This is a genomic window from Adlercreutzia caecimuris B7 (assembly GCF_000403355.2).
In the GTDB taxonomy this organism is placed as follows: Bacteria; Actinomycetota; Coriobacteriia; order Coriobacteriales; family Eggerthellaceae; genus Adlercreutzia; species Adlercreutzia caecimuris.
Window position 1 is genome coordinate 403,865 of sequence record NZ_KE159646.1, and the last position, 21,739, is coordinate 425,603.

The 21,739-nt window shown below is 65.7% G+C and carries 19 protein-coding genes and 1 tRNA gene; 9 read left to right on the forward strand and 11 right to left on the reverse strand.

Annotated features, from left to right (window positions below):
* Positions 1 to 33 precede the first annotated feature (33 nt).
* A complete protein-coding gene (gene ahcY / locus C811_RS05850) occupies positions 34 to 1,290 on the reverse strand; it encodes an adenosylhomocysteinase (protein ID WP_016308584.1) in 1,257 nt (418 codons plus the stop codon).
* Between the two features lie 326 nt (positions 1,291 to 1,616).
* Between ahcY and C811_RS05855 the strand changes: the two genes are divergently transcribed.
* A complete protein-coding gene (locus tag C811_RS05855; protein ID WP_016308585.1) occupies positions 1,617 to 2,945 on the forward strand; it encodes a glycosyltransferase family 2 protein in 1,329 nt (442 codons plus the stop codon).
* A gap of 27 nt (positions 2,946 to 2,972) precedes the next feature.
* Here the strand turns inward: C811_RS05855 and C811_RS0102815 are convergent, their stop codons facing one another.
* Positions 2,973 to 3,680 carry a ComF family protein gene (locus C811_RS0102815; protein WP_051127425.1) on the reverse strand — a complete coding sequence of 236 codons (708 nt, stop codon included), beginning with the start codon at positions 3,678 to 3,680 and terminating at the stop codon, positions 2,973 to 2,975.
* Positions 3,681 to 4,407: 727 nt separating this feature from the next.
* On the opposite strand from C811_RS0102815, the gene C811_RS0102820 reads away from it, so the two are divergent.
* The gene (locus C811_RS0102820; protein ID WP_016308587.1) at positions 4,408 to 5,442 is read left to right on the forward strand and encodes a substrate-binding periplasmic protein; all 1,035 of its coding nucleotides are present in this window, start codon (positions 4,408 to 4,410) and stop codon (positions 5,440 to 5,442) included.
* An 87-nt stretch (positions 5,443 to 5,529) separates the two neighbouring features.
* On the opposite strand, the gene C811_RS05860 is transcribed toward C811_RS0102820, so the two are convergent.
* The 3 genes from C811_RS05860 to C811_RS05870 all read right to left on the reverse strand — a co-directional run bounded on the left by C811_RS05860 (position 5,530) and on the right by C811_RS05870 (position 9,112).
* Positions 5,530 to 6,867 carry an RHS repeat domain-containing protein gene (locus C811_RS05860; protein WP_016308588.1) on the reverse strand — a complete coding sequence of 446 codons (1,338 nt, stop codon included), beginning with the start codon at positions 6,865 to 6,867 and terminating at the stop codon, positions 5,530 to 5,532.
* Positions 6,868 to 7,240: 373 nt separating this feature from the next.
* Positions 7,241 to 8,170, reverse strand: coding sequence for a SufB/SufD family protein (locus C811_RS05865; protein ID WP_016308589.1), 930 nt, complete (start codon positions 8,168 to 8,170; stop codon positions 7,241 to 7,243).
* Positions 8,171 to 8,335: 165 nt separating this feature from the next.
* Positions 8,336 to 9,112: an ABC transporter ATP-binding protein gene (locus C811_RS05870; protein ID WP_016308590.1), complete on the reverse strand. Its 777-nt coding sequence runs from the start codon at positions 9,110 to 9,112 to the stop codon at positions 8,336 to 8,338.
* A gap of 193 nt (positions 9,113 to 9,305) precedes the next feature.
* Here C811_RS05870 and C811_RS05875 point away from each other — a divergent pair, with 193 nt between their 5' ends.
* The 6 genes from C811_RS05875 to rplT all read left to right on the forward strand — a co-directional run bounded on the left by C811_RS05875 (position 9,306) and on the right by rplT (position 15,259).
* On the forward strand, positions 9,306 to 12,233 hold the full coding sequence (locus C811_RS05875) for an insulinase family protein (protein WP_016308591.1): 2,928 nt from the start codon (positions 9,306 to 9,308) through the stop codon (positions 12,231 to 12,233).
* A 27-nt stretch (positions 12,234 to 12,260) separates the two neighbouring features.
* Complete coding sequence (locus C811_RS05880; RefSeq protein ID WP_016308592.1) at positions 12,261 to 12,617, forward strand: hypothetical protein; 357 nt, start codon at positions 12,261 to 12,263, stop codon at positions 12,615 to 12,617.
* A 47-nt stretch (positions 12,618 to 12,664) separates the two neighbouring features.
* Complete coding sequence (locus C811_RS05885) at positions 12,665 to 13,903, forward strand: hypothetical protein (RefSeq protein ID WP_016308593.1); 1,239 nt, start codon at positions 12,665 to 12,667, stop codon at positions 13,901 to 13,903.
* A gap of 190 nt (positions 13,904 to 14,093) precedes the next feature.
* Positions 14,094 to 14,666 (forward strand): translation initiation factor IF-3, encoded by a 573-nt coding sequence (gene infC, locus C811_RS05890; protein WP_016308594.1) that lies wholly within the window; start codon positions 14,094 to 14,096, stop codon positions 14,664 to 14,666.
* The gene (gene rpmI, locus C811_RS05895) at positions 14,666 to 14,863 is read left to right on the forward strand and encodes a 50S ribosomal protein L35 (RefSeq protein WP_016308595.1); all 198 of its coding nucleotides are present in this window, start codon (positions 14,666 to 14,668) and stop codon (positions 14,861 to 14,863) included. Before infC ends, rpmI begins: the two co-directional genes overlap by 1 nt.
* Before the next feature lie 39 nt (positions 14,864 to 14,902).
* Positions 14,903 to 15,259, forward strand: a complete 357-nt coding sequence (rplT, locus tag C811_RS05900) for a 50S ribosomal protein L20 (RefSeq protein WP_016308596.1) — start codon at positions 14,903 to 14,905, stop codon at positions 15,257 to 15,259.
* Positions 15,260 to 15,346: 87 nt separating this feature from the next.
* Here rplT and C811_RS05905 read toward each other — a convergent pair whose 3' ends face one another.
* The 3 genes from C811_RS05905 to C811_RS05915 all read right to left on the reverse strand — a co-directional run bounded on the left by C811_RS05905 (position 15,347) and on the right by C811_RS05915 (position 18,887).
* A complete protein-coding gene (locus C811_RS05905; protein ID WP_016308597.1) occupies positions 15,347 to 15,754 on the reverse strand; it encodes a NifB/NifX family molybdenum-iron cluster-binding protein in 408 nt (135 codons plus the stop codon).
* A gap of 160 nt (positions 15,755 to 15,914) precedes the next feature.
* Positions 15,915 to 17,405: a DEAD/DEAH box helicase gene (locus C811_RS05910; protein WP_016308598.1), complete on the reverse strand. Its 1,491-nt coding sequence runs from the start codon at positions 17,403 to 17,405 to the stop codon at positions 15,915 to 15,917.
* A gap of 66 nt (positions 17,406 to 17,471) precedes the next feature.
* Positions 17,472 to 18,887 (reverse strand): glycosyltransferase, encoded by a 1,416-nt coding sequence (locus C811_RS05915; protein WP_084811571.1) that lies wholly within the window; start codon positions 18,885 to 18,887, stop codon positions 17,472 to 17,474.
* A gap of 130 nt (positions 18,888 to 19,017) precedes the next feature.
* Between C811_RS05915 and C811_RS05920 the strand changes: the two genes are divergently transcribed.
* A complete protein-coding gene (locus tag C811_RS05920; protein ID WP_016308600.1) occupies positions 19,018 to 20,019 on the forward strand; it encodes a glycosyltransferase family 2 protein in 1,002 nt (333 codons plus the stop codon).
* A gap of 67 nt (positions 20,020 to 20,086) precedes the next feature.
* On the opposite strand, the gene C811_RS05925 is transcribed toward C811_RS05920, so the two are convergent.
* From C811_RS05925 to C811_RS05935, 3 genes are all read right to left on the reverse strand, one after another.
* Positions 20,087 to 20,162, reverse strand: a tRNA-Arg gene (locus C811_RS05925).
* 105 nt (positions 20,163 to 20,267) lie between these two features.
* Positions 20,268 to 21,251, reverse strand: coding sequence for a diacylglycerol/lipid kinase family protein (locus tag C811_RS05930; protein WP_016308601.1), 984 nt, complete (start codon positions 21,249 to 21,251; stop codon positions 20,268 to 20,270).
* A gap of 3 nt (positions 21,252 to 21,254) precedes the next feature.
* Entirely contained in the window at positions 21,255 to 21,707 is a 453-nt protein-coding gene (locus tag C811_RS05935) for a GtrA family protein (protein WP_016308602.1), read from the reverse strand.
* Positions 21,708 to 21,739: the final 32 nt, after the last annotated feature.

Here is a 21,739-nt window from a genome sequence, read left to right on the forward strand (position 1 = left end):
AGCGCCCCGATTCATGTGATCTGTCCCGCGGGCCTAGAAGTTCCAGCTGTTCATGTAGGCGATCTGCTCCTCGGTGAGGGTGTCGATCTCGATGCCCAACGTCTCCAGCTTCACGCGGGCCACGTCATCATCGATGGCAGCGGGCACGTTGTATACCTTGTTCTCCAGCTCATCGGCATGCTTGAACAGGTACTCGGCGGCCAGGGCCTGGTTGGCGAAGCTCATGTCCATCACGCTGGCCGGGTGCCCCTCGGCGCAGGCCAGGTTCACGAGGCGCCCCTCGGCGAGCACGGTGACGGTGCGGCCGTCGGGCAGGGTGTACTCCTCCACGAGCGGTTTGAGCTCCTCCACCTTCACGGCGTGCTCGCGCAGCCACTTCATGTTGATCTCGGAGTCGAAGTGCCCCGAGTTGCAGATGATGGCGCCGTCTTTCATGGCCTCGAACGCCGGGGCGTCGATGACGTTGCAGTCGCCGGTGACGGTGACCCACACGTCGGCGAAGCGGGCGGCCTCGGCGGCCTTCATCACGCGGTAGCCCTCCATATGGGCCTCCAGGGCCTTCAGGGGATCCACCTCGCAGACGATGACGTCCATGCCCATGCCGCGGGCGCGCTGGGCCAGGCCGCTGCCGCAGTAGCCGAAGCCGGACACCACCATGGTGCGTCCGCACAGAAGGCGGTTCGTGGCGCGGACGATGCCGTCCAAGGTGGACTGGCCCGTGCCGTAGTGGTTGTCGAAGCAGTGCTTGGTGTTGGCGTCGTTGATGTTGAACACCGGATAGCGCAGGGCACCCTCGGCGGCCATGGCCATAAGGCGCACCACGCCGGTGGTGGTCTCCTCGGTGCCCCCGATGACATCGGCCAGCTTGTCGGTGAACTTGGTGTGCAGGGCCGTATCCAGATCGGCGCCGTCGTCCATGATGATCTGCGGGTTGGTGGCCACGATCTCGGCGATGTGGCGCTCGTAGGTCTCGCCGTCCTCGCCGGCGATGGCATACACGGACACGCCGTAGTCGCGCACGAGGGAAGCGGCGGTGTCGTCCTGGGTGGAAAGCGGGTTCGAGGCGCACAGCGCCACCTCGGCGCCGGAGGCCACCAGCGTGCGCATGAGGTTCGCCGTCTCGGTGGTCACGTGCATACAGGCGCCGATGCGCACGCCCTCAAGCGGGCGCTCTTCGGCGAAGCGCTCGCGGATGCGGGCGAGCACTGGCATGTCGCGGTCGGCCCAGAGAATGCGGGCCTGGCCCTCGTCGGCCAGGTTGATGTCCTTGATGTCGCAGGCTTTGCTCACGGATTGCTTCCTTTCCTGAAGGCGGCCGCGGTTCCGGCGCGGGCGTCGGCACGCGGTATCGCCAGGGTGCGATTGCATGCGAAACAGGGTAGCACAGCGGCGCGGCGGCGTGGGGGAGTGTCCCGGTCGTCGGAAAAACCTTACGCTTCCCTTACATATATGGAGGGGGTGTGGGGCAAATGCGGAGAGGCAGGGCCGCTTTGTGGGCAAATGGCATCAAATGGCCCTCTCGGACGCAAACGTCGTGCGCAGGGCGATATTGGCAGCTATAATTCAGGCGTTTGTGCATACGCGCCGGCCTCGGCGCACGTCCAAGGAGTACATTGGTGTTCGATACCGTAGCTTCGCAAGTGTCGGCGTTGTCCTTCGTTGACATCTTCAACTTCTGCGTGTTCCTGACCTTTACCCTGTGCTACACCTATCAGCTCTACTACGTGCTGGTCGTTCTCACCCGTCGTGCCCCCAAGCGCACGGCTGCGCGCAACCACCGCTACGCTGTCATGGTGGCTGCCCGCAACGAGGAGGCGGTCATCGCCGATCTCATCCATTCCATCAAGGTGCAGAACTACCCCGCCGAGCTCATCGATGTGTTCGTCATCGCCGATAACTGCACCGACCGTACGGCCGAGGTGGCCCGCGAGGCCGGCGCCATTGTGTTTCCGCGCCACAACGACAAGCAGGTGGGGAAGGGCTACGCCCTCGACTGGGGCCTGAAGGCCATCTGGGAGCAGTATGCCGACAAGGACTACGAGGCCTACTTCGTCTTCGACGCCGACAACGTGCTGGACGTGAACTACTTCCGCGAGATGAACGCCACCTTTGATTCGGGTGCCAAGGCCTCCACCTCCTATCGCAACTCCAAAAACTTCGGGAGCAACTGGATCTCGGCCGGCTACGGCGTGTGGTTCTTGCGCGAGGCCAAGTTCCTCAACCAGGCGCGCCTGACCTTGAACACCTCCTGCGCCGTGTCGGGCACCGGGTTCTTCATCGCGACCGACATCCTGAAGAAGGCCGGCGGCTGGAAGTGGCACCTGCTCACCGAGGACATCGAGTTCTCTGCCTCCTCCATCATCGACGGGGTGCGCATCTCCTACTGCCCCACGGCGGTGCTCTACGACGAGCAGCCCATCACCTTCCGCGACTCGTGGAACCAGCGCTTCCGTTGGGCCAAGGGCTTCTACCAGGTGTTCGCCCACTACGCCGGCGGTCTGGTGAAGGGCGCGGTCACCAACCCCCGCGGCTACCGCTTCGCTTGCTACGATATGCTCATGACCATTGCCCCGGGCATGCTGTTGTCCATCATCTCCATTCTGTTCAACTCCATCATTATCGTATTGGCCGCTACCGGCATCATGTCCACCGGCGTTGCCATTGCCAGCTCGGTTACCTCGGTGGTGTTCTGCCTGTGCAACTACCTTGTGTTCATGTTTGTGTTCGGTGTGCTCACCACCTTCGTCGAATGGGACTCCATTCGCACCACGACGGCGAAGAAGATCCGCTACATGTTCACTTTCCCCGTCTTCATGCTCACCTATATTCCCATCGCGCTTATCGCCCTCGTGAAGAAAGCGGCTTGGAAGCCCATCAAGCACTCCATCTCGGTGGACGTGGCCGAGTTCTCCGAGGCCGAGGGGGCTCGTCTTTCCTCGAAGTAGGCTTTGCGCCTGAGGGCTGATCGTCTGTCAGGCGCGGGCGAAGGTGAGGGCGTATATCGTCTCGGCCCCTCCTTTCCTCAGAGCTTCCGTTGCCGCGAACAGGGTGGAGCCGGTGGTGCACACGTCGTCGACTACGATGACTGTTCTCGGCGCGGTGGCTCCGGGCAGCACGGAAAACGATTCCCTCATGTTCTGTATGCGTGCCGTGCGCGAGAGTTTACGCTGGTCGAGCCGGCGTGGAGGAGATAGGAGAGGCGCCAGCTCGGCTTCCATCGCCCAGGATAGCTCGCGGGCCAGCAGCTCTGCATGGTCGAATCCGCGCCGCCTTCGGGCCGCCACGGTAGCCGGCACGAAGGCGATGGCCGGCCTGGCTGCCAGCCACGAGGGCGGGGCGAGCCGTGTCATGATGGCGGCTATGGGCCGGGCCAGCGCCCGTTCTCCCTGGTCTTTGTAGGTGGTTACGACCCGCCGCGCCTCATCGGTGAGGATGACGGCGCTCGCCGCCTCGTCCCAAGGCGGTTCCTGGTAGCCGAAAGGTGCCAGAAGCACGCTGTTGCACTCGGTGCACTGGATCCGGCCGAAGGGGGCGCCGCAGCGCGGGCAGGCCAGCAGCGTATCGATGTAGGGTAGGCGGCGCGTGCATTCCGGGCACAGAGGCGTGCCCGGTGCGTCGCAGATGGCGCAGCGGGTGGGGAACAGCGTCTCGGCGAACACCTCGAAGGCCCGCTCGCGCAAGGGGCTTTTTCGCTGCCGGCGCCTTCTCGACGAAAGCCCGCGACCTTCGTGGCTACGGGGCGAGGGCGCGCTTCCCGGACGCTTCTTACTCGCCTCCGCTGTGCTCGGGGGAATATCGAAGAGAGCCATCTGTCCGTCTGCCATCGTCATGGGCAAAGGATAGCTCCGCATAACCGTCGAATGGACGCGGCGCAGTACCCCGCGACACCGTCGGCGAGCCGTCCCCGAACCGCTCGGATGCCGCTTGTGCGCCGTTCGCGCACCGTCCCCGAACCGCAGGGGAGTCGCCCGAGTGCCGTCCCCGAACCGCGTATCGCCGAGTCGGCATATGCCGACGAGCCGCTCTCGTGCCGCAGTGTTGCCGAGCGCCTCCTCTCGCTCCCGAAAGTCTGAACGTCACCCGATGGTTCTCTGCGGTTTTCCTGGATGCAGGCACGATCTGCTACACTAAGCGCAGCTTCTTTCGGGTCTGTAGTTGCGGAAGCCCAAGGCTTCCAAGTCCATGGCAGATGCGGTCGAAAGGATCCACGTAAGCGGCTGGCATGCCAGACGTGAGCATGGCGTATCCTAGAGGTAAGACGCACCGTCCGCACCCATTTCGCAGATCAGACTCTGCGACGGACGAGAGGGCGTGTAGCGCAAGCGAAAACCCCGGTGCGCGAGTGTGGGGTCAAAGACTAGGTCAGTCGAAAGAGGCGGCTTTGCAGACGTTTAGACGGAGGACGAAGTGATAAGACGCCGGTTCGTTATGGCCGCCCTCGGGGCGGCGCTCGCATGCATGACCCTCATGCTCGCAGGTTGCAGCGGTTCGGGTTCCTACCAGCCCGAGCTGAAATCCGCAGAAGTGGCGCCCCCGGTGATCGGCGAGGAAGGCACGTTGCGCGTGGGCGTCAACACCGAGAACCCGCCTTTGGCCGGCATGGGCAGCGGCAAGATCATCGGCATCGATGTGGACATTGCCTCGGCCATCGCCGACCAGCTGGGTTTGAAGATCTCCATCGTGGATGTGGGGTCCGACCCGGCCGCCGCCATTGCCGACGGCAAGGTGGATGTGGTCATGGGCATCGACGCGGCCAACGCCGACAGCAGCTACTGGGTTTCCCCGTCCTATCTTCCGACGGGCATCGCAGTGTTCGCCCTCAATGCAGATGCGGGCATTCCCACGGCGGATTCGGACGCAACGTTTGCCGCCCAGGTGTCCTCGAAGAGCGCATGGGCCGTGAGCAACGAGTTCGGCGAGAGCGCGCTGACGCCCACCGATACCCTGAAGGATGCCTTTGTGGCTCTTCGTGACGGCACAGTGAAGTACGTGGCCGCCGATGCCATTATCGGCCTGTATGCCGCCCACGGCCTCGATGGCGGTCTCGATGTGTCCATCGTCTCCATGCTCATGAAGCCGAGCGGCTATTGCATGGCCGTGGCAACCGACAACGCCGATCTGCAGAAAGCGGCCGGCGACGTGCTGGCCAGCCTGGCAGGCAACGGTACGATTGACGTGATCGAGCGCAAGTGGCTCGGCACGAGCGTCGCGCTGGATTCGCTGCCCGTCATCGGCGACAGCTCTTCGTCCGAGGGCGGCGATGACGGCGACTCGTCCGATGGCGATGGCGCAACCGCCAATGAGGACGCCTCCGATGGCACGGGCGACGAAGGCGATACCGGCAGCGGCGACGGCACTGAAGATACGGGCGACGAGGGCACCTCCGGTGCTGACGGGGAGGGCGACGGCACTTCCGGCGACGAGGGCGACGGCACCGAGTAGGATCCCGGCGGCGCCCTTCATCCCCCGATAGCAAAAAGCCCCGCAGCTTCCACGATGCTGCGGGGCTCTTTTTCGCCGGTGTGCCGTTTAGGCTGCTGAGGGATCCTCGCTGCCCTCGACGTCCTCGAGCGCGAGATCCTCCGCGTCGGCGCCCTCCATGTCAAGGCCCTCGAGATCGGACAGGTCGATCTCCTCGCCCTCCTCGAAGCTCAGCTCGTCCTCGCCAGTCGCTTCCTGAGCGGGAACCTTGGCGGCCGCCTCCTCCATCAGCTGCTGCGGCGTCTGGGACAGATCCTCGTTCTTCTCCGCATAGTCGAACACCTGGCAGCCGACGAGGTGATCGCCCCCGTCTTGCGGCTGCACGTACACGATGGACTTCAGGCGCCCGGTGCTGTCGTAGGTGTAGAACTCGTAGGTCATGCCGAAGAACGGATCGAAGGCCGCCTTCTCGGTGGCCTGGCCGGCCTCATTGTAGGTCCACTCCGTCGGGGTCTCCTGAGCCTCGCCCTCTTCGCCCTCCATGGCCACGGTGGTCATGGTCTCATGGCCCTTGTCGTCGTAGGTGGACGTCCAGACGATCTTCTCGGTTCCCTCGCCGTCATCGTAGGACGAGACGAGCTTGGTCACATCGCCGGCCTCGTTGTAGGTGTACTCGCTGCTCTCCAGCACCGCACCCTCCTGGTCCACCATCTGCTCGGTGATCGGCTTCCAGGGGTCGATGACCGCGCCCAGCTCCTCGGGCTTCACGGACACGGCGGGGGAAAGGCCCTCGGCGCTCTCGGCGAAGGTGTAGACGGTCGCGCCGGTCCACTGGCCGTCGGCGTTGGTAACCGTGACGGTCATCTTCTTGCCGCCGTCCTCGTAGGCGTAGGTGTGCTTGTAGTCGTCCAGCACCGCGCCGGTGTCGGGGTCGGTCATGGGCTCGCCGGTCTCGTAGTCCAGGTTCTCGCCCGTGGTGTCCTCGAAGATGCGCTCCACCAGCGTGCCTTTGTCGTCGTAGGTGTAGGTGGTGGTCTGCTGGCCGCCCTTGCTCTCCTCGTCGGCCGCGTACGCGATCTCTTCCTTCACGAGGCGGCCGCCATCGTCGTAGGCCCACTTCTGGGTTACGGCGCTGTCCTCCGCCGCCGTCAGACGCCCGGCCTCATTGTAGGTGTAGGTGGTCTTCACCGGCTCGGTGGATTCGCCGTCGTAGTAGGCGACGCTCGCCACCTGCTGATCGGCTTGGACTTTCGCATCGCTTTCGGGGGCATCCGCCTCGGCCACGTCCGCATCGGTGGCAGCCGATGCATCGTTGGCGGTCGTGGCGGCCGGTGCCGTGCCAGTGTCGTTTTGGGGCGCCGCGCAGCCTGCCATCCCCAGGGGAAGGGCTAAGGCCAGGGCCAGGCAACCGGCGGCCCTTGCGTTCTTCTTCATGGGAAATGCCATGTATCCTCCTGTTATGATCGGGTTTCCTTCGCTTAAAACGATAGTGAAAGTGAACAGAATAAGGGAAGCGGCACGCCCTTTGCGCTGCCGGCCCGCAAAAGAAAAGGGAATCTCCCGATTCCTGGAGATTCCCTGAAAAGCCCCGAGCCGAAGCAGGCTCGGCCAGAAAGGGGCCGGAACCCCGTCGGGGGACGTCTCTTGCAGCGTTTTGGGGCCATGACGCACGCGATGCGAAAGCGTTGTGGCCCCAAAACGCGTCTCGTGGCGTTTCATGGGCTATTTTGGGGCCATAAGGGAGGAAGACCGCTCCGCTGAGGCCCCGAATCGTGACATGTGTCGCCACAAGGCGCGATTCGGGGCCTCTTTGCCGCGGCTAGCTCAAAAAGTCGTCCAAGATCTCGGCCTCGGCCTCTTCCTCGGTCAGCCCCAACGTCATGAGCTTCACGATCTGGTCGCCGGCGATCTTGCCGATGGCAGCCTCGTGCACGAGCATGGCGTCCTCGCTGGCCGCCTCGATGCCGGGGATGGCCTTCACCTTGGCGTTGCCCATGATGATGGCGTCGCACTGCACGTGCCCGCGGCAGGCGCACTCGCCGATGACGAGCGGATTGAACACCTGCACGGAATCGTCCTGGGCCACCGAGCGGGAGATCACCTGCACGGAAGACCCCTCGCCCTTCAATTCCACCTTCATGTTGGAGATGGCGGTCTGGTTGCCGTGGGTGAGCAGCTTCTCGGTGAGCACCAGCTTCGCGCCCGCGCCCAGCTCGGCGTTGGTGTCGCGCTCGGTGCTGGTCACGCCGCGCAGCTGCACCATCTCCATCTCGCAGGACGAGCCCTCCTCCATATACACGTTGGTGGTGGGGTTCAAAATGCGCTCGCCTGAGCCCTCGCCCTCGCCGTAGTGCTTCTCGACGTAGCGGATGCGGGCGTTCTTGCCGATATAGAAGCTGTGGATGCCGTCGTGCTCGGAGGCATCGTGGGAGTCGTTGTGGATGCCGCAGCCGGCGATGATGGTCACATCGCAATCGTCGCCCACGTAGAAGGTGTTGTACACCACGTCCTTCAGGCCCGACTTCGTCACGATGACGGGGATGTACACCGTCTCGCCTTTGGTGCCCGGCGCGATGCGGATGTCGATGCCGGGGTTGTCGGTCTTGGTCTCGATGTCGATGTAGGCGGAAGAATGGCGCTCCACAAGCTCGCCGTCCTTGCGCACGTTGAAGGCGCCTTTCGGCATGCCGTGCATGTTGGCGATCTCGGCGAGCAGGTTCTCGTCGATGGGGGAAAGGTCAACGGCCATGTTCGTTCTCCTTAGAAGTAGGTAAACCGTGCGGCGGGCGGGGATGGCGGGTGTTTCGACCGAGCGAGTTCCGCAGCGAACGAAACAGTCCGGTGGACTGTTTCGCAGAGCGAGGACTGTCTGAGCGAATCGGAATACCCGGCAGTCCCGCCCGCACCGGAGGAGCTAGCAGGTGGTGGGGATCTCGGTCAGGTGCAGCTCGGTGGGCACCGACAGGGGGCAGCCGTGGTCGTCCAGGCTGCGGGCGGCGAATCCCAGCTGCGGCATGAGCTCGGCCGGGCTGCCCGTGGCGGCCACGGAGCCGGCTTGCAGAAGCACGATCTCGTCGGCGAGCGAGATGATGCGCTCCTGGTGCGAGATGATAACGATGGAGCGGCCGTCGCGGGCCTCGTGGATGTCGCGGAAGGTCTCCGTGAGGCGATCGAAGCTCCACAGATCGATGCCGGCCTCGGGCTCGTCGTAGATGGCCAGCTTCGGGTCGCGGGCCAGAATGGTGGCGATCTCGATGCGCTTCACCTCGCCGCCCGACAGCGACTTGTCCACCTCGCGGGTGAGATAGCTCGCCGAGCACAGGCCCACCTTCGAGAGGTACTCGTTGCAGGCCAGCATCGGCAGCTTCTTGCCGGCGGCGATGTCCAGAAGCTTCTTCACCTTCATGCCGCGAAAGCGCGCCGGCTGCTGGAAGCCGTAGCCGATGCCCAGTTTGGCACGGTCGGTGATGGCCATGCCCGTGATGTCGGTGCCGTCGAAGAGGATGGCGCCGCTCGTGGGCTCCTCGATGCCCATGATGAGCTTGGCCAGGGTGGACTTGCCGCCGCCGTTGGGGCCGGTGATGACCGTGAAGCGGTCGTCGGGAATGGTCAGCGACAGATCGTCGATAATACGCTTGGTGCCGCCGTCGTCGGCCGGCACCTCGAACACGAGGTTCTTCAGCTCAAGCATGCAGTGCTCCTTGGTCTCGTCTCGAGAGTCTGTTTTGGTCTGGGCCGATTATAGCGAATGATTCCCTCCTCGCGGAGAAATAATAACGACACCATGAAGGAAGGCGCGCCGGGTGCGCTCCTTGGGTAGAATACGAAAAAACACGCAGTCCCCGGTGCCCGTGCGCGCCGGGGCTCTCAGGAAGGGGAATGCCATGACTGATGTGAGCGCGATCGCCGCGGCCCACGGCTTTGAGCTTACGGGCTCGCGGGAGATGCCCGATATCGAGGGCGCGGCCCACGTGATGACGCACGCGGCCTCCGGCGCGCGCCTGCTGTACCTGGCCAACGACGATGCCAACAAGGCCTTCTCCATCACCTTCAAGACCCCGGCCGCCGATGACACGGGCGTCTTCCACATCCTGGAGCACTCGGTGCTGTGCGGGTCGGAGAAGTTCCCCGTGAAGGAGCCCTTCGTCAACCTGCTGAAGACCTCCATGCAGACCTTCTTGAACGCCATGACCTTCCCGGACAAGACCATGTACCCGGTGGCCTCCACCAACGAGCGCGATCTTTTGAACCTCATGGACGTGTACCTGGACGCGGTCTTTCGCCCCAACATATATAGCCGCCCGGCCATCTTCGAGCAGGAGGGCTGGCACTGGGAGCTGGAGGGGGAGGGCGGCAATCGCGCGCTCGTTTACAACGGCGTGGTGTACAACGAGATGAAAGGCGCGCTGTCCGATCCGGACTCGGTGCTCTTCGACGCGCTTTCGGCGGCGCTGTTTCCCGACACCACCTACCGCTTCGAATCGGGCGGCACGCCGGCGGCCATCCCCACGCTGACCTACGAGGGGTTCCTGGAGAGCCACCGTCGCCACTACCGGCCCGACAACAGCTACATCGTGCTGTACGGCAACCTCGATCTGGACCGCTTCCTCGCCTTCATCGACGAGGGCTACCTGGCGCCGCTTTCCGCCGATGAGCGCGGGCCCCTCGCGCCGAACCCGCTTGACCTGCAGCCCCCCGTGGCGCCCGCACCCCGCGCGGTGGCTATGCGCACGGCTCCCGAGAACGCCTGCGCGGCTCTGGGGTTCGTGGCGGGTACGGCCGCCGATCGCGAGCGCGTGGTGGCCGCCGACATCCTCATGGATGCCATCATGGGGTCCAACGAGGCGCCGCTCAAGCGGGCGCTTCTGGACGCGGGTATCGCTGACGACGCGAGCGGATACGTGGTTGACGGGCTCGCCCAGCCCTTCGTCATGGTGTCGTTGCGCGGCGCACGTCCGGAGGCCCTTGCGCGCCTGCAGGAAATCGTGGCCGCCGAGGGCGCGCGCCTGGCCGATGGCGGCCTTGACCGCGAGCTGGTGCGCGCGGCGCTCTCCCATGCCGAGTTCGTGTTTCGCGAGCGCAACTTCGGCTACCCCGACGGGGTGGTGCTTGCCATGTCGGCCATGAACAGCTGGCTCTACGGCGATGAGGATCCGACCGCCTACGTGCGGCTCGGCGAGGTGTTCGCCGCTTTGCGTCCGAAGGTGGAGGAAGGCTATTTCGAGGATCTGCTGCGCGAGCTGCTCCTGCAAAACGACCATCGTGCGGCTGTGGAGGTTGTGCCCGAGGGCGGCTCGGACCTCGATGAGGAAAAGGCCGAGGCGCGCACGGTGGCCGCGGCCCTGGGGCCCGAGGCCATCGAGAAGATCGAGGCGGACGTGGCGGCTCTGCGCGCGGCCCAGGAAGCGCCCGACGACCCGGCCGCGGTGGCGAAGCTGCCCCAGCTCACCCGCTCCGACATCGGCCCGGCGCCGGCTGAAGAGCCCTGGGAGGTGACCGAGGCGGCCGGCATGACCTGCATCCGTCACCGGGTGGCCGCCCATGGCATCACCTATGCCTACCGCTACTTCGATCTGGCCGGCGTCTCCTTCGACGAGCTGCCCTACGTGACGGTGCTCGCCGGGGTGCTTGGGCGCCTGGACACGGCTCGGAACACTGCCGCCGAGCTTGATACCCTCGTCCAAGGCCGGCTGGGCTCGCTGCGCTTCTTCACCGAGGTGCACGAGAACGTGGACGACCCGGCGCAGCTGCGTCCGACGCTCGTGGCCGGTGCCTCGGCGCTGTCCGAGAACGTGGTATGGATGGCCGAGCTGGCCCGCGAGGTGCTCGCCGAGACCGACTTCTCCGACATCGACCGCATCCGCGACATATTGGGCCAGCAGCGCATCGGCTTGGAGCAGTCCTTCTCCGCCAACGGCCACAGCTTCGCTATGGCCCGCGCCTCATCCTACTGCCTGCCGGCCGGCGTGGTGCGCGAGTCCCTCGGCGGCGTGGACTATTACCGCTTCCTGAGGGATCTTCTGGAGCACTTCGACGAGCGTGCCGAAGGTCTTGCCGCCAAGCTGGAGGCGTTGGCGCGCCGCCTGTTCGCGGATGCCTCCTGCACGCTGTCGTTCACCGGCTCCGACGACGATCTCGCCCGTTACACGGCAGCGCTCGAGCCGCTCTCGGGTCCCGCGGCGCCAGCTGTCCTCGTGGTGCCCGAGCCCGTGTGCCGTCGGGAGGCGTTCGTCGTGCCCACCGACGTCACCTACACGGCCATGGCCTGGGACCGCCGCCGACTCGGGCTGCCCTATTCGGGGGTGTGGCTTCTGGCCGCCCGCATTTTGTCCTACGACTACCTCTGGAGCGAGGTGCGCGTGAAGGGCGGTGCCTACGGGGCCGGCTTTCAGACCACTCGCGCCGGGGCCTGCCGCTTCTACTCCTACCGCGATCCGCGTATCGACGAGACGTGCGCGCGTTTTGGCGAGGCGGGCTCCTGGCTTGCCGGGGCGTTCGATCCCACCGAGACCGAGATGGACGGCTACGTGGTGTCGGCGGCGGCCTCGATGGACGCCCCGGCGAAGGCCCGCGAGCTCATCCGCCGCCAGGACGGCATGTACTTTGCCGGCTACGACCTGGCTGCCCGCGCCCGGGTGCGCGACGAGGTGGCGGCAGCCACGGTGGACGAGGTGCGCGCCTTGGGGCCTGCGGTCGATGCCGTGGCGGGTGCCGGCTGCACCTGCGTGTTCGGCAACGGCGAGGTGATCGAGGCCGCCCAGAGTGGACTTACCGTGATCGACCTACTCAGCCATGAGGGCAATCCGCTATAATCTGGCATCTGAACGGAAAGGACGGTCATGGCCGATACGAAGGGATTCTCCCATATCACGGTTGGCACCGACGATGACGACGATGTGGTCATCCAGGCGGGCATAGCCGAGGCAGCTCCCGAGCCTGCCGCCGCAGAGGCGGGGAAGGCGGGGGAGGCGCCCCTCGAGTTCGAGCCCGAGCCCGAGCCGGCCGACGAGCCCGATTCGACGGCCGCCGCGGAGCCGGAGACGCCTCGGAAGCGCCCCGCCCGCGACGACGGCTACCGCGAGACCACCTTGTCCGACATCGAGGGCCTGAAGATGTCGACGACCCAAAAAGCGGTCATCGTCGTCGCCCTGGTCGGTATCGCCGCCTTTGTGGCCTGGTACCTTTTCGCCCGCTAGAGCCTTTCGCCCCGAACGCAGCCCCAACGAACAAGAAGGAACCCAACATGGCGAAGAAACGCATCCTTGGAAAACGCGCCGGCGCTCCGAGCGCCCCCGACGGCAATGCCATGGGCCTCACCGAGGCCTTCCACCCCATCGCCCCCGACGGTTTCACCTCGTCGTTCTCCCCGGTGGAGGGCGAGGGCTCCTCGGTGGCCGACGACGAGCTCGTCGTCGGTCGCGCGGGCGCGTTCGAAGAGGTGGATCTGGCCGACAGCGCCCCCGTGAACGACGAGGGTCTGGCCGCGGGCGAGTCCTTCGCCGACGAGGGCGCCTTCGAGGACTTCTACGCCGGGCGTCCCGTTCCCGACGCGAAAGACGCACGTTCCATTCCCGATGCGAAGCCGCTTGCCGTCATCTCCGAGACGGCAGTGGCCGCCCCCGCAACCATGGGGAAGGCGTCCGGCCCGCGCCACGGCCGCCATGCGGCGGTGCCCGTCGAGAAGGACGGCAAGCCGGCCGTGCCCGAGTACATGCGCAAGTCGCGCCGCATGCGCCGCATTCTCATCGTGGTCATCGTGCTGCTCATCGCCTTGCTGGGGGCCACGGTCTACTTCGGCTACCAAATGCTGAAGACCTCCGACTCCACGGCGGTGCAGCAGGCCCAGAACGCCGAGCAGCAGACCGAGGCCATCGGCACCGACGAGGCCGACGATGCGGCCAACGAGGCGGTGAAGACCACCACGGTGCCCGATCTGGTGAGCCTGCTGGGCCTCACCCAGGACGAGGCCGTGGAGCTGCTGCAGCACGGCGCCCAGGTGACCGGCGAGCCGCGGGCCGTGAACGAGGAGGGCAACCCCATCAAGACCGAGCTGCGCGTGGCCCTCACCGCCGAGCCGGCCGACAGTCGCACGGGCACGCCTACGGTGTTTCTGGGCCTGAACAAGAAGGGCAAGATCATCCAGGCGGGCTATTCCACCTCCACCGCGTCCCTGGGCTACGGGGCCTTGAGCTTCGCCGATGCCGTGCGCACCGAGAACGTGATCGAGAAGACCCTGGCCGAGGCCGGCGTCACCGTGAGCGCCGATGATGTGGTGCTGCCGGAGGACTCGGCGGCCTACACCACCTACGATACCGACGGGAAGACCATCACCAAGGAGTACTGCTCCTTCTCCGGCGCCTCCGATATCGGCGGCACGCCCCACACCTGGTCGGCCGTGCTGTCCTACGACTACTCCATGGCCAACGCCTCGGGCAACCTGGCCGATACGGTGCGCACCATCTTCATTTACGTGAACGCCTAAATTGCCCCTTGCGCGGGAGGCTCGCTGACGCTATACTAGGCAAGCTGTTAATCAAGCGAGGGCGCAAGCTCTCCACCTGGTTCGGCGCCTTCGGGTTGCTGATGGGTCTTCCGCAGAGCAACACTTGCGAATGAAACCCGCCGCGCCCGCAGAGCCGGCGGGTTTTTATGTGTGAGAACACGAAAAGGAGGTGAGCGCGATAGCTGCTCAAGAGCCGCGGCTCAACGACGAGATCACCACGCGTGAGTGCCGTCTGATCGATTTCGACGGGAACCAGATGGGCGTGTATCCCACCGCCCAGGCCCAGCGCATCGCTGACGACATGAATCTCGATCTGGTGGAGATCGCCCCGAACGCCGATCCGCCCGTATGCCGCATCATGGACTACGGGAAGTTCAAGTACGACCAGGCCATCAAGGCCAAGCAGGCGCGCAAGAATCAGAACAAGATCGAAGTCAAGGAGATGAAGTTCCGCCCGAAGATCGACGTGGGGGACTACACCACCAAGAAGAAGCACGTGCTGCGCTTTTTGGACGCCGGCAATAAGGTGAAGATCACCATTATGTTCCGCGGTCGCGAGATGGCCCATCCCGAGCAGGGACTTTCCATTCTGGAGCGCTTGGCCGACGACCTGAAGGACGTAGCGGTCATCGAGAACCAGCCGAAGATGGAGGGCCGCAACATGCACATGCTCATCGCTCCTCTGCCTGCAACGGCCAAGAAGAAAAAGGAAGCTAAGACTGACGAAGGAAAGGACAACTAATGCCCAAGATGAAGACCCACCGCGGCACCGCCAAGCGCGTCCGCGTGACCGGTTCCGGCAAGCTCATGCGCGCCAAGGCTTTCAAGAGCCACATTCTCACCAAGAAGAGCCAGAAGCGCAAGCGCAACTTCCGCCACGAGACCGAGGTTGCCCCGGCCGATGCCAAGGTCGTCAAGCGCCAGCTCGGCCTCCGCTAGTTTCCGCTCGTGTCTTTGTTTTCTAGGAGTGATTAAGATATGCCTCGTGTAAAGCGTTCCGTTCATGCCCGCAAGAAGCGTCGTACCGTCCTCAATCGTGCGAAGGGCTACTATGGCGCGAAATCCCGTTCCTATCGTGCCGCGAAGGAGCAGGTGCAGCACTCGCTGCAGTACATGTACCGCGACCGCCGCAACAAGAAGCGCGAGATCCGTCGTCTGTGGATCACCCGCATCAACGCCGCGGCCCGCATCAACGGCCTGTCCTACTCGGTGTTCATGAACGGCTTGAAGAAGGCCGGCGTGGTGCTGGACCGCAAGGTGCTGTCCGACATGGCCGTGAACGACCCGACCGCCTTCGCCGCTCTGGCCGAGATCGCGAAGAAGGCCGTCGCCTAGATTCGCCGATCTGAAGCGCACAATGAGAAAGGAGCCCGTTTGGGCTCCTTTCTTTTGCTTCGATGTTCGTCGGTGCTCGGCGGCGTTCTAGGCGCTTTGGGCGACGAGCTTGTACTCGATGCGGGCGAAGGCGTCGTCCAGCTCGTCGAGGGGCTCGCTCGAGGCGCAGGCGGCCACGAGATCCGTCTCGCCCATGAGCGTGGCGTGCAGGTAGGCCTCGGCCACTTCCTTGGGCGAGGGCAGGCCGAGCGCCACTGGCTCGATGCCGGCGGCGGCCAACACGGCGATAAGCTCGTCGTCGAAAGACCCGGCGATAAGCACGTCGGTGTCCATTTGCTTGAGGGTCTCGACGCTCTCGAAGATGGTGATGCCCATGTTGGGCACATTGCAGCACCCGGAGATGATTCCGTGGTTTACCGAGTAGCACGTAAAGCTCGCGCATCCGGCCGCGTGAGGCGCCACGCTCAGGCCATCGCATGCAACAGCGATTCTCATGCAGTATTCCCTTCCCCGTTTAACCGTGATAACAATACCCGAACTTGTCGCAGCTCGGTGTGGAGTTGGGGCAAGCGGAGCGAATTGGGCAGGAGAGGGAAGCGGGACGGCGCTACCGGGCAAGGCTGTCCCGCTGACGGGCGAGTAGCGGGGGCCGGCCCTAGCCGCGTCGCTTGCCTCCGGAGCGCTTGGCGGCCACGGCGGCGCGGTGGGCGCGGCCCGGACGCAGGTCGGTGCCGCCCTTGCGGGGCGAGGAGGGCTTCGCCGCGCGCCCACCCGCCGAGGCGGCGCTTCGGCTCGCGCGCTGCGGCGAGGAGCCGCCCTTCTTGGCTCCGGTGCTCTTGGAGGCCTGCTTCTTGCGGGTGCCGCGCTGGCGCGACTCGGCGGCCTTCTCCTCGCTCCGCTCCTTCTCCTTGGCCTTGCGTTTCTCCTTCTTCGAATGCTCGCGGGCGGCTTGGGCCAGCTCCGGGTCGTGCTTGGCGTTGGCGCGGGTGGCGCGGGCCGCGGCGGCTTCGGCGGCCTCCTCTACGTTGAAGCCGGCCACTTCGATCTCGGGAATGGGCCGGCGGATGAGTTTCTCGATGGCCGCCAGCTCGTCTTTGTTCTCGGGGGAGACGAAGGTGACGGCGAAGCCCTCGGCGCCGGCGCGGCCCGTACGCCCGATGCGGTGCACGTAGTCCTCGGCTTGGGTGGGCACGTCGTAGTTCACCACGTAGGACACCTCGTCCACGTCGATGCCGCGGGCGAGCACGTCGGTGGCCACGAGGATGTCCGTCTCACCCGAGGCGAAGTTGTCCAGGGCCCGCTTGCGCTGGTTCTGGGAGCGATCGGAATGGATGGCCTCGGCATGGTAGCCGGCGCGCTTGAGCTTGCGGCAGGCCGCATCGGCGCGGTGGCGTGTGCGGGCGAACACGATGACGCGGCGGTGCCCCCGCTCCTTCAGCAGCGCGGCCAGCATATCGGGCTTCAAAGTGTGGGGCACCCGCGCGATGTACTGCTCCACGGTGTCGGCCGTCTCGCCCTTTGCGGCAATCTGCACGATAGCCGGGTCGTTGAGCATGGCGTCCACCTGGTCGAGCACGCCCTTGTCGATGGTAGCCGAGAACAGCAGGGTCTGGCGCGTGGACGGGGTGGCCTCTACAATGCGGCGCACGCTCGGCAGAAAGCCCATGTCGAGCATGCGGTCGGCCTCGTCCAGCACCAGAACCTGCACGTCGCCGAGGTTCACCGCCTTCTGGTTCATGAGGTCGATGAGGCGGCCCGGCGTGGCGATGAGCACGTCCACGCCCCGGGCCAAGCGATCGATCTGGGGCTCGATCTTCACGCCGCCCACCACGTTGGCCACACGCAGTCCGCGCAGCTTCGCGATGGTGCCGCATACCTCCTGAATCTGCATGGCCAGCTCGCGGGTAGGGGTAATGACGAGGATCGCCGGGCTCTTCTTGGCGTCCGTCCGCTCGATGCGGTCGAGGGAGGGCAACGAGAACGCGGCGGTCTTGCCCGTGCCCGTCTTGGCTGCCGCGATCATGTCGCGGCCCTTAAGGGCGAGCGGGATGGACTGCTCCTGGACAGGGGTGGGCTCGGTGTAGCCGAGTGCCTCCACGGCGGCGAGAGCAGCGTCGGACAGGCCGAGATCGGCGAAAGTGGTCATAGGGTCGTTCCTTTCAGGCTTTTGCTTGCAGCGCGGCTCGTCCGCGCAGATGTGCGTGTCGTGGGGTTAGCGGGTGTGGGCCGGCTTGCGCCCCCAATAGAAGTGGAGGAAGTGCTTCCCCCGCAGCCGCGCATCGTGCACCGGCTCTTTGGCGATGAGGGAAAACGTCGCCTTCGCGATGGCCTCGGCGGCCCGAGGACGACGCAGAAGCGATGCGTTGATGAGCATCGCGTCGGCCGAGGCGGGCTGTTCGCTGATGTGGCGCAGCGTGTCCAAAAGCTCGCGAGGGGTGGTGGCGGCCATGGCGGCGCCGGCTCCGGTGAGCATGCGCACGTTCGCCTTCTCCTGCCCGTAGGCGCGCCCGAGCAGGATCATGGGGGCGCGGGCGCACAGGCATTCGGTCACCGTGAGGCCGCCCGGCTTGCAGATGACCACATCGGCCGCCTCCATGAGCTCGGCCATCGCGTTTACATAGCCGAGCACGGTGACGTTGCCCAAGCCGAAGTCCGCGACCTCGCGCCGCACGCGGCGCTCGTACTCCTCGTCGGCTCCGGCCACGATGACCAGCTGCATGTTCGGCAGCCGGTGCATGAAGGGGAGAAGCTCGTCTAAGGCCTCGCGGAAGTGCACGTAGGGTCGCGGCAGTTTCGCGCCTGCCAGGGCGAGCACCACGATCTTGTCCTCGGGCAGGTCGAAACTCGCCCGGGCAGTGGCCTTGTCGTAGTCGCGGGAGAAGGCGGGGCTGGCGGGGATGCCGGTAATGAGGATGCGGTCCTCGGGCACGCGCCGCGGTCGCAGCGTCTCGGCCATGGCCTCGTTGGCCACGCAGAACAGATCCGTGTGCAGATGCGGCCACAGCCCCTCGGCCTCGTAGTCGGTGGGCACGCAGAGGATGGGGAAGGGCAGTCCCGTGAGCATGCGCGCGCTCACGGCTACGTTGGCGGCGGTGATGTGGGTGGCCACGATGGCCGCCGGTCGCACGCGGCGCACGAATTCCACAAAACGGGGGTACATGATGTGGGCCCAGATGGTTCCCCCGCCCCATAGAAGGCGTCCGGTGAGGGTGTAGCGCCAGGTGAGATCGTAGAAGGGGCGCGTCCAGCCTGTGAACATCGAGGCTGTGGCGTCGCCGTCGAAGACGATGCGCCCGAAATCGAGGATGTCCAGCACCTCGACGCGCGCCCGTGCGGCGGGCGCGTCGTCGTTGCCGGCGGCCCGGGCTGCGTCCCCGGCCTCCTCGAGGGCCTCGGCGATGGCGTAGGCGGCGCTGCGGTGCCCGCTGCCCACCGAGGCGTGCACGACGAGAACGACCGGGTCGCCCGCGTCGCTGGCCTGGGCCAAGGCGGCCTCGGCGGCATCGAGGGGGGCGATAGGGCCGTCGTCGGTCGGGACGGCCAGGGCCGCATCGGCGGCTTCGGGGGCATCGGGGCGGGACGGCGCGTCCGGCTCGATGCCGACTTGGGATGATTCAGATAACTTCATAGCGCCCATCATAGCGCATTTGGGCCGCAGTTTACGACGGGGTAGCGTTTTACCTTGAAACCAGTGGCCTCGGCGGTGCTTTTGCGGTAGGATAAAACTTCCGATCAAGAAGACCGAGGAGATCACTTCCATGACCGCCATTGCCACGACGTCGAACCCCGAGGCCACGGCTGCCTCGGTCGCCGCCGCCCGCCGCGGGCGCGGCGTGGCCGTGCTCGTCCCCTGCTACAACGAGGCCGTCACCATCGAGAAGGTGGTGCGCGACTTCCGCGCCGCCCTGCCCGAGGCGGTCGTCTACGTCTACGACAACAACTCCACGGACGGCACGGCGGAGCTGGCCGCGGCCGCGGGCGCCGTGGTGCGCCGCGAGTCGCGCCAGGGCAAGGGCAACGTCACCCGCTCCATGTTCCGCGACATCGAGGCCGACATCTACCTCATGGTGGACGGCGACGACACCTACCCGGCCGAGGCGGCCGGCGACCTTGTGGCCCCCATCGCCGCCAACGAGGCGGACATGACCGTGGGCGACCGGCTGTCCAACGGCTCCTACGGCGACGAGAACGACCGGCCCTTCCACGGCTTCGGCAACAACCTTGTGCGCCGGCTCATCCGCCTGCTCTACGGCTTCTCCTTCGAGGACGTCATGACCGGCTACCGCGCCTTCTCCCGCGCCTTCGTGAAGACCATGCCGGTCATGAGCGGGGGCTTCCAGATCGAGACCGAGATGTCCATCTGGGCGGTGGACCGCCGCTGGCGGGTGGCCGACGTGCCCATCGACTACCGCGACCGCCCCGAGGGCTCCGAGAGCAAGCTGTCCACCTTCGGCGACGGGCTTCTGGTGCTGCGCGCCATCGCGAGCCTGTTCCGCGACTACCGCCCCATGGCCTTCTTCGGCTGGCTGGCCCTCGTGCTCGCCCTGTGCGGCCTGGCGGCCGGCGTGCCGGTGGTGGGGGAGTACCTGCGCTCCGGCTTCGTGACGAAGCTGCCCTCGGCGGTGCTCGCCGTGGCCTTCGAGCTCACCGCCGCGCTCTCGCTCACCGCTGGGCTCATCCTGGACACGGTGGCCAAGTCCCACCGCCGCCAGTGGGAGCTGGAGGTGTACCGGGTGATGGACGAGCAGGTCCGCCGCTGACCTTCTCGGTTAGCGGCGCATCGTGAGAAAGAAAAAAGCCGAGCGTGCTGCTCGGCTTTGCTTTTGGTGGTGCCCTCGACAGGATTCGAACCTGCGGCACCTTGCTCCGGAGGCAAGTGCTCTATCCCCTGAGCTACGAGGGCGGCTCACGGTGCCCCGATAAGGGGCGCAGGCTATTATAGGGCAAATTCCCGGTGCCTGGCCGAAAACTCCAAAATACCCCACGGATGGCAGGGGCCTAGCGAGGCTTATCGGCCGCGAATGACCGTGAGGGCGTCGGGGATGCACGATATCTCGAAATGCGTCCCCTCGATCTTCTCGCCGTCGACCTGCGCCGGCGGCTCGTCGGAGAAATCGAGGACGAGCGCGGGTGCTTGGGCCAGGTGAATATGGGAATTGCCCGTATGATGGCCGCCTTTGGCCGCAAGGAGCACCGCGAGCGCCTTCCAGGGGCCCAAGTGCGGCGTGGCCCAGCATAAATCGAGGAGCCCGTCATCGATGACCGCCTGGGGGGCGATGCGGAAATGGCCGCCGTAGGTGGGGCCGATCTGCACGGCGAAGAGATAGGCCTCGCCTTCGACGACGGAGGGGCCGGATGCGCCGTCGGCGCCGCTTTCCCGCGGAGCCGGCTTTGGGGTCTCTCGCTGGATGGCAGCGCGAAAACGATAGGTGCTCAAGTGATGGAAGAGCTGGTCAATCGCCGCCTCCAGGTACAGCCGCGTGCCTGCGCCCCCGGTGCGCACGCGCCGCTCTACCGTATCGAGGGCGATGGCGGCATCCAGGCCGAAGGAGAGCGTCTCCACGAAATATCGGTCGTTGACCTGGCCGATATCGGCTGGACCCGTGCGGAATTCCAGTATCTGGTCGATGGCCCGGGGCAGGCTCGCAGCCATGCCGAGTGTTGCGGCGTAGTCGTTGCCCGAGCCCGCGGGGATAACGGCGAGCGGAGGGCGGTCGGCTCTCCCGCGTTTCATCAGACCGCAGGCCACCTCGTTGACCAGGCCGTCGCCGCCGAGGGCGATCACAGCCGCCGTTTCGGGGGGCAGCTCGGCCGCAAGCTCGGTGGCATGGCCCGGCCTCTCGGTCAGCAGCAGGTAAAACCCCTGGTCGCCGACGCGTGCGCTCAGGCGGCTCGCCGCCTCCACAGCCGTCCAGGCCCCGCGGCCGTTCTGGGCGGCGGGGTTGGCGATCAGGGCGATCGGGCCGGAAAGACGAGGTGATAGCGCGGCCATGGGCTATCCGCGCAGAGCGATCGGCTCGACGTCGCCGGCGTCATCGGCGGTGCGCTCGTCGGGAGCGCCCGCCCCCGCGTCGAGGAACTTCTTGCGGGTGACGAAGTTGTACACCATGACGACGGCCGTCGCGCCGATCTTCGTGATCAGATAGCTGATGCCGAGCAGCGAGGTGCCCAGCCACATCAGCGCATCGTTGATTCCCAGGCCGATAACGGAGAGCACCACGAAGATAACGAACTCGCGATGGCGGGAAAGCCCTTCTTTGTGGGTGAACACGTAGCGCATGGAGGCCAGGTAGTTGAATATCACCGACACGGTAAACGAGATGGACGCCGACAGGAGGTACTCCACGCCGGCCAGCTCGGTCAAGGCCACCATCAGGCCGTAGTCGATCGCGAATGCGATTACGCCTACGATGCCGAACTTCATAAACTGCTGTATGAGATGCCTCATGATTCCTTCTGACGCTTCACCGGGTTGCCCGG

What these genes read in the sequence shown, in the direction of transcription:
- C811_RS05860 (WP_016308588.1), bottom strand. Translation starts at nt 6,867, where the DNA reads ATGGCATTTCCCATGAAGAAGAACGCAAGGGCCGCCGGTTGCCTGGCC.
- C811_RS05865 (WP_016308589.1), bottom strand. Translation starts at nt 8,170, where the DNA reads ATGGCCGTTGACCTTTCCCCCATCGACGAGAACCTGCTCGCCGAGATC.
- C811_RS05870 (WP_016308590.1), bottom strand. Translation starts at nt 9,112, where the DNA reads ATGCTTGAGCTGAAGAACCTCGTGTTCGAGGTGCCGGCCGACGACGGC.
- C811_RS05875 (WP_016308591.1), top strand. Translation starts at nt 9,306, where the DNA reads ATGACTGATGTGAGCGCGATCGCCGCGGCCCACGGCTTTGAGCTTACG.
- C811_RS05880 (WP_016308592.1), top strand. Translation starts at nt 12,261, where the DNA reads ATGGCCGATACGAAGGGATTCTCCCATATCACGGTTGGCACCGACGAT.
- C811_RS05885 (WP_016308593.1), top strand. Translation starts at nt 12,665, where the DNA reads ATGGCGAAGAAACGCATCCTTGGAAAACGCGCCGGCGCTCCGAGCGCC.
- rpmI (WP_016308595.1), top strand. Translation starts at nt 14,666, where the DNA reads ATGCCCAAGATGAAGACCCACCGCGGCACCGCCAAGCGCGTCCGCGTG.
- rplT (WP_016308596.1), top strand. Translation starts at nt 14,903, where the DNA reads ATGCCTCGTGTAAAGCGTTCCGTTCATGCCCGCAAGAAGCGTCGTACC.
- C811_RS05905 (WP_016308597.1), bottom strand. Translation starts at nt 15,754, where the DNA reads ATGAGAATCGCTGTTGCATGCGATGGCCTGAGCGTGGCGCCTCACGCG.
- C811_RS05910 (WP_016308598.1), bottom strand. Translation starts at nt 17,405, where the DNA reads ATGACCACTTTCGCCGATCTCGGCCTGTCCGACGCTGCTCTCGCCGCC.
- C811_RS05915 (WP_084811571.1), bottom strand. Translation starts at nt 18,887, where the DNA reads ATGAAGTTATCTGAATCATCCCAAGTCGGCATCGAGCCGGACGCGCCG.
- C811_RS05920 (WP_016308600.1), top strand. Translation starts at nt 19,018, where the DNA reads ATGACCGCCATTGCCACGACGTCGAACCCCGAGGCCACGGCTGCCTCG.
- C811_RS05930 (WP_016308601.1), bottom strand. Translation starts at nt 21,251, where the DNA reads ATGGCCGCGCTATCACCTCGTCTTTCCGGCCCGATCGCCCTGATCGCC.
- C811_RS05935 (WP_016308602.1), bottom strand. Translation starts at nt 21,707, where the DNA reads ATGAGGCATCTCATACAGCAGTTTATGAAGTTCGGCATCGTAGGCGTA.